Below are 13,153 nucleotides of genomic sequence, written 5' to 3' on the forward strand. Positions count from 1 at the left end.
AAAGGATTTAAATATTATTCATGCAAGTAGAAAAGAAAAGTGAGCAATCCATACTAGAGCCTTATAGTGCACAAGAAGAAAAACTGATCGCCAAAACATATGATTCCGGATTTGAGTTCGCGCATGACTCTTATAATGCAATAACCGTAGGAAGTGATGGAAGGGTGTATTATGTATTGTCTTCAGAGAAACATGATGTGGCAGGAAGGGTGTATGTATTTGACCCGGAAAACAATACCACTACTTTATTGGCTGATCTCACGGAGATCTGTGGTGAAAAGGGGCAGCAGTTTATTTCACAGGGCAAAAGCCATGTGGAGTTCTTTGAAAGGAATGCCAAATTATATTTTTCCACCCATGTGGGATTTTATGAACTGATAGATGGAATGGACCGCCTGCCGGTAAATGCACCGGCTGGTTATAAATTATACAAAGGCGGCCATATACTGTGTTATGATATGCGCAGCGGCAAGTTTGAGGACCTGGCTATCATCCCTGACGGAGAAGGTGCCGTATCCATGACTATGGACACGGAAAGGGGGAATATTTATTGCATCAGCTGGCCTACCGGTAAATTTATTCACTTTAACGTGGAGTCAGGAGAGTTGCACCAGTTGGGCGCAACGGCAGCTAAAGGAGAAGCAGGAACACCGGGATCAGATTTTCGTTCCCTCTGCCGCTCTCTCTTTGTAGACCCACGCAGCGGGGCTGCTTATTTCTCTACTGCAGAAGGGGATATTTTCACCTATGCACCTGAGAAGAAGCTGCTGAAGAAACTGGAAGAAGTGGACCTCCGCATAGATTATTTTGGAAAGTACGACCCGAAACAACCGGGGAGCATGGGATACAACTGGAGAAAGATCTGCTGGCACGAAGAAGATGAAATGGCATATGGGGTGCACGGCAATTCCGGTTACCTCTTCAGATTTGATCCTGTAGCGCAAAAGATCGAACTGGTAGAGCGGATCACTTCAGACCTCTCCAGGAAGAGTGGTATGTACGATCAGTTCAGTTATGGATACCTTGGTTTTCAGCTGGGGCCGGATAAAGAAACGATCTATTACCTCACCGGTGGCCCCATCTATGTGAATGGAAAAAGGGTAGGAGGGCTTAACCAGATTGCAAAAGGCGCAGCCAAAGGTTTGGAGAACCTGCATCTCGTTACCTATCACATTCCCTCTGCAAAGTATACGGACCATGGTCCTATATTTTATGAGAATGGAGAAAGGCCTTTGTATGTGAATTCAATCGCCGTGGCTGCAGATGGTACTATCTACACCCTGGCGCGTATCAACAGGAATGGAAAAATAATTACAGACCTGATCAGTATTCCTAATCCACTCATGGAAGCATAATGAAGAAATATATCCTGTTCATAGGGCTGGTATTGCTCCAGCAGATCGCGTCCGCCGCTTTTATTAAAGTGGGGATAGGAAGGATCGTGATCACACCGGACCTGCCTTTTCAGCTGACTGGTTATGCCGGCAGGGATTCACTGGCTACACAGAAAGTGCATGATCTCTGGGCTAAGGCCATGGTGATAGAAGAAAATCCTTCCAACAGGATCGTTATTGTTACAGCAGATGTATTGGGTCTTACGCCCGCTATCTCTGAAGCTGCCGCACAAAAGCTGATGGCTAAGTATGGCATCACCCGTTCACAGATCATGTTCAATTCCTCGCATACACATGCAGGTCCCATGATCTGGCCGGCCCTGAGCATGATCGGTGATTATGATACCACTACCATTAAAGGCTTCACGAAGTACGCCATGAGCCTTACGGATAAACTGGTAGCGGTGGTAGACATGGCTATGCAACATCTTGAACCCATGCAGCTCAGTTATGGGAACGGATCTGCCGGTTTTGCCATCAATCGCCGCAAAGCACCGGGCAGAGCAGATCATGTGGACCATGATGTACCGGTACTCATAGCCAGGGATGCACAGGGAAAAGAAAAGGGGATCCTTTTTGGGTATGCCTGTCACAATACTACATTAACCGGCACCAATAATATGGTAAGCGGAGACTATGCGGGTTTTGCGCAGATTGAACTAGAAAAGAAATATCCCGGCGCCACTGCCCTCTTTTTCATCGGATGCGCTGGTGATCAGAACCCTGCTCCCAGGGGTACCATGGCATTGGCTGAGCAACACGGCAAAGAACTCGCGGATGCTGTTCAGAAAGTGCTGATCGGAAAAACGACGAACATCGGCGCACCATTGCGCAGCGCATTCGTGAGAGCGGATTTGCCTTTTGAGCCTGTGAAAACGGAAACATTAGAGCAGGAAGTACTGAATGGCAATAAGTATGAAAAGAGAAGGGCGAAGCTGATCATGGAAGCAAGTAACAAAGGATGGGATATCTCTAACCACAGCTATCCCGTGCAAGCCATGCGCATTGGAAATAAACTCACCCTGTTATCCCTCAGTGGAGAAACAGTAGTGGATTATTCCCTCAATGCAAAAAAACGATATGCCGGCGAACAGTTATTTGTAGCCGGATATTGCAACCAGGTGGTCTGTTATATACCTACTGAAAAGATATTGGAAGAAGGAGGGTACGAGGCGGTGTCGAATATGATCTATTACGGCATGCCCGGCCCTTTTAACAAAAGCGTGGAAAAGAAAGTGAACACTGCTATTCAGCAGGTCATGCAAAAAGTAGGCGTTAGTAAGTAAGCAATTAATATTTTCACATGCTACAGAAACTCTTTTTTTTCACCTGCCTGCTGGCGCTCACAGCCTGTTCCAACAGGAAGATCGCGCAACAACCGGATGCAGTAAAGTCCCTGCACCTGAAAAACACTTATGGCACATATGCCGCTCCGCCGCGGCTGCCCAATGGCCGTGTAAACCAGCAGCAGCTGCTGGCTGAACTGAAAGAAATTAATGCCACTACTTATCACTGGCTGATCTGGATGAATGAAAATGACTGGGATGATCTTCAGATCTTTCTCCCCCTGGCAAAAAAACAAGGCCTGAAAGTATGGGTAAGCCTGGTACCGCCCAGCGAATCAAAACCAATAGCTAAACATTCCTCTGAACCTTATCAGATGGATTACAAAACCTGGGCGGTAGAAATAGCACGTTTAAGTGTAAAATATCCTAACCTGGTAGCCTGGAGTATCGATGACTTTGCACACAACCTGAAACTTTTTACAACGTCATATACAGACTCCTGCCTGAAAGGTGCAAGGGCCATCAATCCGAACCTGGCATTCGTACCCTGCGTCTATTACCGCCAGATCACACCAACATTTGCCACAAATTATGGTGAGCTGATAGATGGCATCTTATTTCCTTACAGGGCGGAAACCGGAGGTGGCAACCTGACCGATCCTACTAAAGTAGAGCCGGAGATAGCATCCATCCGTAAATTATTCAAAAAAGATTTCCCGGTATTCGTGGATATCTATGCAACAGGTCATTCAAGATTAGGACAGTCCTCGGTGGATTACGTAAAAGAGGTACTTGCTTTCAGTAGAAAATATGCTGACGGGGTACTGATCTACTGCCACCAGGATCCGGTGAAGTTTGCTGCAAAATATAACGTTATCAGGGAAGGGCTTAACAGATAAGGAATTCATTTTTGATCCAGCCGTTATTCAATACGCAAAATCTACTCATTTAACCTGTTTCTTTACATTCATTGTCGTGTACGTACCCGTAGTAGTAAAGCCAACATTTACTTAAAACAACTATTCTGCTATGGAACGAAAGTCGAATTTCCTTCATGTCGCGCTTCTATTTGCATTGTCATTCACTGTGCTCCTGCCTTTTGAGTCCAAAGCGCAGGCACAGGCACAAACACAACCTGCAGTAACCGGAAGGGTGCTGGAAACAGGAACCAATCTCCCTATGCCTGGCGTAACAATCGCCGTTAAGGGTACTACCCGTAAAGTTTATTCAGATGACAATGGCCGGTACTCCATTAACGCCGGGCCAAACGATGTGCTCGTTTTTTCCTTCATCAGTATGGAAACAACTGAATTAAAAGTGAATGGCCGCGCTATTGTGAACCTCACCATGGTTCCCAAAGAAGAAGCTTTGGGAGAAGTAGTGGTAGTAGGTTATAACACCGTAAGAAAAAAAGACCTCACTGGTTCTGTAAGTGTGGTAAATGTAAAGGACATGTCCAAGGCCCCTGTGGGATCTTTTGCTGAAGCCCTTGCCGGCCGTGTGGCTGGTGTACAGGTTTCCAGCTCAGATGGTCAACCCGGTGGCGGCGTGAACATTGTTATCCGCGGAGCCGGATCACTTACAAACAGCGTAGCGCCTTTGTATGTGATAGATGGTTTCCCCGTGGAAGATCTCGATCCCTCTACCATTAACCCTGACGACATTGAATCCATGACCATCCTGAAAGATGCCTCTTCCACAGCTATCTATGGATCAAGGGCTGCCAATGGGGTAATACTCATCCAAACAAAGAAAGGCCGGATGGGTAGGCCAATTGTATCGCTGGGTGCTTCCAGCGGTTTTCAGCTGGAAAGAAAGAAGATCGAACTCATGAGTCCCTATGAGTACATCAGGTATCAGCTGGAAAGATTCCCCACTTCAGGTGAAGGATGGCGTTACCTGGCCGGTGGCAAAACATTGGACGACTACAAAAATGTGAAAGGTGAAGATTTTCAGGAGCATGTTTTCACTCAGGGTAAGATCAACATCTACAACGTGGCCGTAAGAGGGGGGAATGAGCAGACGAAGTATTCCGTCTCAGGCTCTTTCTTTGATCAGCAGGGTATTGTGATCAATACCGGCCTCAAAAGATATACCGGCAGGATAACGCTCGACCATACCATCAGTAACCGCGTAAGGGCAAATTTTACAGCCGGCTATTCTGATGTAACGCAATGGGGCCAGGTGATCAATAGCAGCCCAACCAGCAGCACCTCCAGTTATGTAATGTTCCGTACCTGGGCTTACCGCCCTATCGGTTTCCCCGATTCTGAGGAGAGCCTGCTGGAAGAAGATGCTGATGACGCCGCAGTGAATGCAAGCGATTTCAGGATCAATCCTGTAAGGGACCTGGAAAATCAATACCAGTACGATTATACAGGTGTATTAGAAGGACTGGGAAGTGTGAGTATCGATATCATAGATGGTCTCGTACTGAAAGCAGGAGGAGGGATCAGGAAAACGAGCGGTACCGCCGAAAGATTCTATAACTCTAAAACAAGTAAAGGAAGCCCTTCCAATCCCAGCAATAATGAAGGTATTAACGGTTCCCTTGCACATAATTTCATCAATAGCTGGTCCAGTGAAAATACCCTTACCTATAACAAGACATTTAATAAGAAACATACGATCGCTGCACTCGGCCTGGTAAGTCTGCAAAAAACGGTGTACAGGTCTGACGGATTTTCTTCCAAACTGTTACCGAATGAAAGTCTGGGTATTGCAGGGCTGAATGAAGGTGTGCCTTACAATCCCGTTGCATCTACTTCTTATAATACCCGTAATTCTTATGGTGGAAGGATAGATTATAATTATGATTCCCGCTACCTGCTTACCATCAACTTTCGGGCAGATGGTTCTTCCAAGTTTGCAGATGGCAACAGATGGGGATATTTTCCCGGAGCCTCTGCGGCCTGGAATATGCACAACGAGGCATTCCTGAAGGATCATCCGGTGATCAGCACTTCAAAGCTCAGGGGTAGTTACGGCCAGATAGGTAACGATAGGGTGGGAGATTTCAGTTATATCTCTCAGCTCACAACTAATATCTCCGGATATTCCTTCAATAATGGTACGCCTTTACTGGCTGTGTATCAGAATAATCTCGGTAACGAAGACCTCACCTGGGAAACAACCACTTCCATGGACCTCGATTACACGCTCGGTTTGTTCAAAAACAGGATAGAACTCACGGCTGGTGTATATAAAAAGACAACAGATCATCTGTTGTTGAATGCGCAATTGCCGCCTACGGTTGGTTTTGGAACGGCTTTCAAGAACATTGGCAAGATGGAAAATAAGGGGTTTGAATTCACCCTGAATGCACGCATCTTTGAATCCAAAGATTTCAGGTGGGAAAGTAACTTCAATATTACCTTCAATAAGAACAAAGTTCTGGCGCTTACAGAAGGCCAACGGTCTCTGGATAATGCAGTACAAACAGACGTGAACTATAGTGATAACCTGTATACTGCTACTATCGGCCAGTCTGCCGGTATGATGGTAGGATATGTATGGGAAGGGAATTATCAGTATAGCGATTTTGACAGTCCTGCTCCCGGCGTTTACATTTTGAAATCAGAGGTACCTGCCAACGGAAGGCCACGGAATGTAATACAACCCGGAGACATCAGGTACAGAGACCTTAACGGGGATGGAAACGTAAATGCGGATGATAAGACCATCATTGGCAGAGGCCTTCCTATCCATTACGGCGGGTTCGTGAATAATTTAAGCTACAAAGGATTCAGCCTGAACATTTTCTTCCAATGGTCCTATGGTAACGATATCTATAATGCTAACCGCATCACCTTTGAAGGAAATACAAATGGCAGAAGGAACATGAACCAGTTTGCAAGTTATGCAAACAGGTGGACGCCCGAGAACCAGACCAATGAGCATTTCAGAGCAGGAGGGGAAGGGGTGATCGGTTACCATTCTACCAAATACCTGGAAGACGGATCTTATCTGCGCCTGAAAACAGTATCGCTTGATTATTCACTGCCACAGCGTTTTATCAAAAGGGCGTTTATGTCCGGCCTGTCCCTGAACGTGGCCATGCAGAACCTTTTTACCTGGACGAAGTACACAGGGCTTGACCCGGAGGTGTCTACCCGGAATAGTGTGCTCACCCCCGGCTATGACTACTCTGCCTATCCGCAGGCGAGAACGATCACCTTTGGACTAAAAGCTAATTTCTAAACCCGCTTAAAATCTCAAATATGAAAATCAAGTATTTCATTTTGTTGAGTTTTATAATAATATCATCAGCCTCCTGTAACAAGTTCCTGGATACCAAACCAAAAGATGCGCTGTTCCCGGGAGGTTATTACAAAACAGAACAGGAACTCGATTATGCACTGACCGCTGTTTATTCCAGCCTGGGAGCAGATGCCCTATATGGCAATAATGCACTTTACCTTTTAGGCTGGTCCGGCGATGAGGGGTTTATGAACCGTTCTTCTATTGCAACCGGGGCTTTCCGTTTGAATCATACACCCGGCGATCAATATGTGACAGCTTTCTGGAGAGAGTGTTATAATGGTATCAACCGTGCGAATGCCTTATTGGAAGGAGTGAATAATAACCCCGCAATTCCGGAAGCTAAAAGGAATACAGTAAAGGGAGAAGCGCTTTTCCTGAGGGCCTATTTTCACTTTTTGCTGGTGCAGAACTTTGGTGCCGTTCCGCTGAAGCTCGCATCCAGCAAGTCCGCAATAGATGTACATATACCAAAGAATACCATCAAAGAAGTGTATGATCAGATAGTAAAGGATATGACGGAGGCAGAACCGCTGGTAGGAGATATCAGCAGTTATGGCTTTGGTGGCCGCGTTTCCAAATCTGCTGTCCGCGGAATATTGATGCGGGTAAACCTCTATATGGCAGGTTTTCCGCTGAAAGATGCCAGCCGCTACCAGGAAGTGATCAACTGGGGAAAGAAGATCATGGAGGACGGTTTGGCTGCACACCGCCTCAATCCCAGTTTTTCCAATATCTTCATCACACTTGCTTCGGAGAAATACGACATAAAGGAAAGTATCTGGGAAGTTGAATTTATAGGCAACGGAACGGAAGCCTATGCTGAAACCGGCAGGAATGGCTGGATCAATGGTATTTCTACTGCCAATACCAATACCGGCAGGGCAGATGCTTACATGGCCTATACTGCCAAATTATATAATATCTATGAGCCGGGTGACCTGAGAAAGTTCTGGTGTATCCCGCTTTTCAATTATGCAGTGTTGCCTGCCGCCAACGGCGTAAAAACTTTGATCTCCGAAGTTCCGCTGGAAAGCACTAAATATTTGAGAACGCCGGGTAAGTTCAGAAGGGAATATGAAACACTGATCCCTAAAAGTGCTACCCGTTCACCTATTAATGTACAGCTATTAAGATATACAGATGTATTGCTTATGTATGCTGAAGCGCTGAATGAGATGCAGGGGCCTACTGCGGAAGTGCAGGGCGTTGTGAATCAGGTAAGACGCAGAGGCTGGTCTACCGGCGTGAAGAACATCACCATCACAAACGGCGGCAGTGGATATACCACCGCACCAACAGTAACCTTCTCCGCGGGAAATGGAAGTACTGCTACCGGTAAAGCTACTGTTGCAGGAGGTGTTGTAACGAAGATTGATCTGGACAGGGACCCCACCGGTGTTGAATTTTCCCTGTCTGGAAAATACACAACCGCACCTACCATCACTTTAACCGGTGGAGGGGGAACCGGTGCTCAGGCAACTGCTACTATTTACGTACCCGAAGATGCAGATGTGAAACCCGCATTCACGGCCTCTAAGGAAACATTCCGGAAATTCCTCCAGGATGAGCGCCTGCGGGAGCTAAACTTTGAGAACATCCGCAGGGCAGATCTTGTACGTTGGGAAATATATGAACAAACACACCGCGATATGGCTGCAACAATGACGGTTGATATTCCCGGTAATGTGTTTATCTCTTATTATTCCAACATAGAAATACCGAAACATTTGTTCCTCCCAATTCCTAATGCTGAAATGGTGACGAATAATAAAATGGTTCAAAACACCGGTTGGTGATCACGCTTAAAAAATAAAGACATGCAACATAAATTCTTGTGGTTAATATGCATGGGCCTCGCTCTGGGCGCATGCTCCGATAAGCTGGGCGAACTGGAAGATCCGGTATTCGATGTGAAGGTCACAAAAACAACCTTTAAGGTAAATGAGCCGGTGGTATTCACTATCAGTGGCGTGCAGGATAATATTTCCTTATATTCCGGAGAAGGCTTTAACGATTACGCATTTAAAGATGGCCGTAAAATAGTAGTGACCGGTAAAGGTGCTACACTGGATTTCAGCACGCAGCTGGCAGGTACCGGCACACAAACAGGCCAGGTGTCCGTATGGCTGTCTGATAACTACAACGGCAAGGATGATTTTGCAAGCGTAAAAGCGGCCAACTGGACGGATATAACCAGCAGCTTTACCCTCGCTACTACCACTACGAACGTAGCCTCCGGTAAGCTGGACATCAGTACATGGATAGATGCAGATAAGCCTGTTTATCTCGGCTTCAGGTACATTACAAAGCCCCAGGCTGTTAACGGCCTCGCACGGATATGGTGGATCCAGAACATGGCAGTAAGGAGCAAAGCTCCTTTTGTAGGAACACAGGAGCTGCTGATCGCAAACCAGGAGAATATTGGTTTCAGGACCATCAATCAGTTCCCGGTAGATGCACCTGCGCAAAACACCATTACTGCATCCAGGGTCACTTTATTGGGGAATAAATATAAAGATCCGAACGATTCCATTTACAATCGGAATTATTCGCTCTATAATCCCCTTAACCCTATCTATGATCCCAAGAGCCCTGTTTACCAGCCATCGGCAAGGATACCGGTATTTGTTCCATACGATCCAGCCAGCCCTTATAACGATCCGCTGACGGAAACATGGGTGATCTCCAAACCACTTCAGGGAGATACGGTAAGTCTCGGACCTGATAGGGCTATTTCCGTAAAGGGTATTAACACAGATGCTGTAGAGGAATATGTATATACTTATAAAACTCCTGGAAATTATAAAGTTTATTTCATAGCTTATAATCACAATAAGGAAGAAACGAAAACAGTGGTGAAGCAGCTCGATCTGACCATCACGCCCTGATAAAAAAATATCGAATGAGTAAAAACGCAAAAATCTCTGTAGAATCACTCAGCCGTAAGCAGGTGGTGATTTCCATTGCCATCATCGGTGTGATGTTCTTCATGTTTGGATTCGTGTCATGGGTGAATGCTATTCTCATCCCATATTTCAAGATTGCCTGTGAGTTAAGTCATTCTCAGGCATACCTGGTCACTTTTGCTTTCTACATTTCCTATTTCATCATGTCTGTACCTGCTTCCTATCTGTTGAAGGCAACGGGTTTCAAAAAAGGGATGATGGTAGGTTTCTGGATCATGGCATTTGGGGCATTCCTTTTTGTACCTGCCGCGGCTACGCGCACTTATGCCATTTTCCTGATCGCTTTGTTTATCCTGGGTACAGGCCTGGCTATCCTGCAAACGGCTGCCAATCCTTATATTACCATATTAGGGCCTAAGGAAAGAGCAGCACAGCGGATCAGTATCATGGGTATCTGTAACAAAGCAGCCGGTATCCTGGCTCCATTGATCTTCGCAGCGGTAGTGCTGAAAGCTACGGATACAGACCTGTTCAAACAGTTGCCTGGTATGGATGCCGTACAGAAGGCGGCAGCATTGGATGAATTGATCAGCCGGGTAATTGTGCCTTACATCTGTGTAGGTGTTTTTCTTTTCCTGCTGGGCCTCATGATCCGTTTTTCTCCTTTACCGGATATTGATACGGACGAAGAATCTCCTGAACAGCAACGTGCAAATGAAGGCAAATCAAAGATCATGCAGTTCCCGCACCTGGTGCTGGGAGCCATTGCTATATTCCTGCATGTAGGTACACAGGTAATAGCGATAGATACCATTATTGGTTATGCAGGTTCAATGAATATCTCTTTGCTGGAGGCAAAAGTATTTCCTTCTTATACTTTGTTCTGCACCATTTGCGGATATATCATAGGCATCATAATTATACCCCGCTTCATCAGCCAGGTGAATGCATTGAGGGTTTGTACGATACTGGGCACCTTGTTTTCCCTGCTTATTATTTTCACGAACGGGCAGGTGAACTTCCTGGGGCATCAGGCAAATATTTCCATCTGGTTTGTAGTGTTGCTGGGATTAGCCAACTCATTGATATGGGCAGGCATCTGGCCACTGGCGCTCGATGGTTTGGGCAAGTTTACAAAAGTAGGGGCATCCGTATTGATCATGGGATTAAGCGGTAATGCTATCCTGCCACAGATCTACGGACTGTTTGCAGATACACATGGATTAAGGCAGGCATACTGGGTATTGATCCCCTGTTATCTCTACCTGGTGTTCTATGCGGTGTATGGTCACCGTGTGAGATATTGGTCTGCCAACAAACGCAGCAGTGAAGGAAACGTCGCTATTCAATAAAGAGGAATGAAATTAAGAAAGATTTATAATGCCCGCATTGTTACACCTGCCAAAGTGATCCCGAACGGGAGCATACTGATCAGGGGAAACAGGATAGTGGGGATAGAGGAAGGAAATATCGAAGCCGCAGGAGCAGAAGAATGGGATGCACATGGGAATTATGTGATGCCGGGTTTTATTGACATTCATGTACATGGCGGCGGCGGGGACGATTTCATGGATGGGGAAGAAGAAGGCTTTTTAAAGATAGCCCGTACGCATCTGCAATATGGAACCACAGCCATGCTGCCTACCACACTTACAAGTGATAAGGCAGGTATACTGAAAACCGTTCAATGTTATCAGCGCGCAGTAGCTAAAAATAAAACAGGCGCACAGTTCCTGGGTATGCACCTGGAAGGCCCGTACTTTTCAATGGAACAGCGCGGTGCACAGGACCCTGAGTACATCCGCAATCCTGATCCCGCGGAGTATGAAGAGATCATACAGGTAGCTGCCGGTGCTGTCAAAAGATGGAGTGCAGCGCCTGAATTACCGGGTGCCAATGCATTTGCGCGTTTCCTGGTGAAACAGGGCATACTGCCTTCCCTCGCACATACAGATGCTATTTATGAAGAAGCGCTGGAAGGATTTAAGAATGGGTATACACTGGCCACACATTTATATTCTGGTATGTCTGGCGTTACCCGCAGAAATGCTTTCCGTTATGCAGGTGTCATAGAAACTGCTTTTCTACTGGATGAAATGGATGTGGAGATCATTGCCGATGGCAAACATCTTCCTGCCGCTTTATTAAAACTGATCTATAAGATCAAAGGCCCCGGCCGCATTGCACTCATTACAGACGCTATGCGTGGTGCGGCTATGCCGGAAGGGCGCAGCATCCTGGGCAACAAACAATCCGGTATGAAAGTGATCATTGAAGAGGGTGTTGCCAAACTGCCGGACAGAACTGCATTTGCAGGAAGTGTAGCCACCGCCAATGAACTGGTACGTAACATGGTGAACCTGGCAGAAGTGCCTGTGCATGAAGCTGTACAAATGATCACCTCCACTCCCGCAAGGATAGTAGGGGTAGAGGACAGAAAGGGAAGATTAACGGAAGGCATGGATGCAGACATTACCATTTGTGATGCTGCTTTCAATGTACAGGCCGTAATGGTAATGGGAGAGTTTTTATATGAGAAATTATGATACGGAAATTTAAGAAAGACAAGCTGGAAGTACGGCTGTATGAAGATCGCGCAGCATCTGGCAGCGATGCAGCCCGTTGCGTGATAGAAAAAGTACAGGAGCTATTGGCTGTTCAGCCGCAGGTGAATATCATCTTTGCAGCAGCACCCTCTCAGAACGAATTCCTGCAGGCATTGCGGAAAGCGCCATTAGAATGGGAGCGGATCAATGCCTTTCACATGGATGAATACATCGGGTTGAAAGGAAATGCACCGGAACGTTTCGGCAGTTTTCTTTACAATGCCATATTCGGAAAGGTACCTTTCCGTTCTGTTCATTACCTGAATGGCAATGAGCAGGACATCACCCGGTACAGCGATCTGCTGACACAGTATCCAACAGATATTGTATGTATGGGTATTGGCGAAAATGCACACATCGCATTCAACGATCCGCCGGTGGCAGATTTTAACGATCCATACCGGGTGAAGGTAGTAGAACTGGATGAAGCATGCCGCATACAACAGGTGAATGATAAATGTTTCGCCACCTTTGCAGATGTACCTACACACGCTATTACGTTAACCATACCAGCATTGATGGCCGCCAGGTTTGTTTATTGCATTGTGCCCGGTCCCACAAAAGCAAACGCAGTATACAACACGCTGCATGGGGAATTAAGGGAATCAGTACCGGCTACTGCATTGAGGGAACATGAAAACGCTATAATGTTCATAGATCAGAAGAGCGGAAGTTTGCTTGCTGGCCTTGATGTTTAA

9 protein-coding genes are annotated in these 13,153 nt (G+C 46.3%); all 9 read left to right on the top strand.

Features of this window, described 5'->3' with window-relative positions:
* Positions 1–20 precede the first annotated feature (20 nt).
* On the top strand, positions 21–1,355 hold the full coding sequence (locus AAHN97_RS01460; protein ID WP_343305809.1) for a hypothetical protein: 1,335 nt from the start codon (positions 21–23) through the stop codon (positions 1,353–1,355).
* Positions 1,355–2,680, top strand: coding sequence for a neutral/alkaline non-lysosomal ceramidase N-terminal domain-containing protein (locus AAHN97_RS01465; protein WP_343305810.1), 1,326 nt, complete (start codon positions 1,355–1,357; stop codon positions 2,678–2,680). The genes AAHN97_RS01460 and AAHN97_RS01465 overlap by 1 nt, the downstream gene beginning before the upstream one ends.
* Positions 2,681–2,697: 17 nt before the next feature.
* A complete protein-coding gene (locus AAHN97_RS01470; RefSeq protein ID WP_343305811.1) occupies positions 2,698–3,579 on the top strand; it encodes a hypothetical protein in 882 nt (293 codons plus the stop codon).
* 130 nt (positions 3,580–3,709) lie between these two features.
* Positions 3,710–6,880 (top strand): SusC/RagA family TonB-linked outer membrane protein, encoded by a 3,171-nt coding sequence (locus AAHN97_RS01475; RefSeq protein WP_343305812.1) that lies wholly within the window; start codon positions 3,710–3,712, stop codon positions 6,878–6,880.
* Between the two features lie 20 nt (positions 6,881–6,900).
* Entirely contained in the window at positions 6,901–8,739 is a 1,839-nt protein-coding gene (locus AAHN97_RS01480) for a RagB/SusD family nutrient uptake outer membrane protein (RefSeq protein WP_343305813.1), read from the top strand.
* Positions 8,740–8,760: 21 nt separating this feature from the next.
* The gene (locus tag AAHN97_RS01485) at positions 8,761–9,831 is read left to right on the top strand and encodes a DUF5017 domain-containing protein (RefSeq protein WP_343305814.1); all 1,071 of its coding nucleotides are present in this window, start codon (positions 8,761–8,763) and stop codon (positions 9,829–9,831) included.
* A 14-nt stretch (positions 9,832–9,845) separates the two neighbouring features.
* Entirely contained in the window at positions 9,846–11,201 is a 1,356-nt protein-coding gene (locus AAHN97_RS01490; RefSeq protein ID WP_343305815.1) for a sugar MFS transporter, read from the top strand.
* Between the two features lie 6 nt (positions 11,202–11,207).
* On the top strand, positions 11,208–12,395 hold the full coding sequence (gene nagA, locus AAHN97_RS01495; protein ID WP_343305816.1) for an N-acetylglucosamine-6-phosphate deacetylase: 1,188 nt from the start codon (positions 11,208–11,210) through the stop codon (positions 12,393–12,395).
* The gene (locus AAHN97_RS01500) at positions 12,392–13,153 is read left to right on the top strand and encodes a glucosamine-6-phosphate deaminase (protein ID WP_343305817.1); all 762 of its coding nucleotides are present in this window, start codon (positions 12,392–12,394) and stop codon (positions 13,151–13,153) included. Before nagA ends, AAHN97_RS01500 begins: the two co-directional genes overlap by 4 nt.

The organism is Chitinophaga niabensis (assembly GCF_039545795.1).
GTDB lineage: Bacteria > Bacteroidota > Bacteroidia > Chitinophagales > Chitinophagaceae > Chitinophaga > Chitinophaga niabensis_B.

What these genes read in the sequence shown, in the direction of transcription:
- AAHN97_RS01460 (WP_343305809.1), top strand. Translation starts at nt 21, where the DNA reads ATGCAAGTAGAAAAGAAAAGTGAGCAATCCATACTAGAGCCTTATAGT.
- AAHN97_RS01465 (WP_343305810.1), top strand. Translation starts at nt 1,355, where the DNA reads ATGAAGAAATATATCCTGTTCATAGGGCTGGTATTGCTCCAGCAGATC.
- AAHN97_RS01470 (WP_343305811.1), top strand. Translation starts at nt 2,698, where the DNA reads ATGCTACAGAAACTCTTTTTTTTCACCTGCCTGCTGGCGCTCACAGCC.
- AAHN97_RS01475 (WP_343305812.1), top strand. Translation starts at nt 3,710, where the DNA reads ATGGAACGAAAGTCGAATTTCCTTCATGTCGCGCTTCTATTTGCATTG.
- AAHN97_RS01480 (WP_343305813.1), top strand. Translation starts at nt 6,901, where the DNA reads ATGAAAATCAAGTATTTCATTTTGTTGAGTTTTATAATAATATCATCA.
- AAHN97_RS01485 (WP_343305814.1), top strand. Translation starts at nt 8,761, where the DNA reads ATGCAACATAAATTCTTGTGGTTAATATGCATGGGCCTCGCTCTGGGC.
- AAHN97_RS01490 (WP_343305815.1), top strand. Translation starts at nt 9,846, where the DNA reads ATGAGTAAAAACGCAAAAATCTCTGTAGAATCACTCAGCCGTAAGCAG.
- nagA (WP_343305816.1), top strand. Translation starts at nt 11,208, where the DNA reads ATGAAATTAAGAAAGATTTATAATGCCCGCATTGTTACACCTGCCAAA.
- AAHN97_RS01500 (WP_343305817.1), top strand. Translation starts at nt 12,392, where the DNA reads ATGATACGGAAATTTAAGAAAGACAAGCTGGAAGTACGGCTGTATGAA.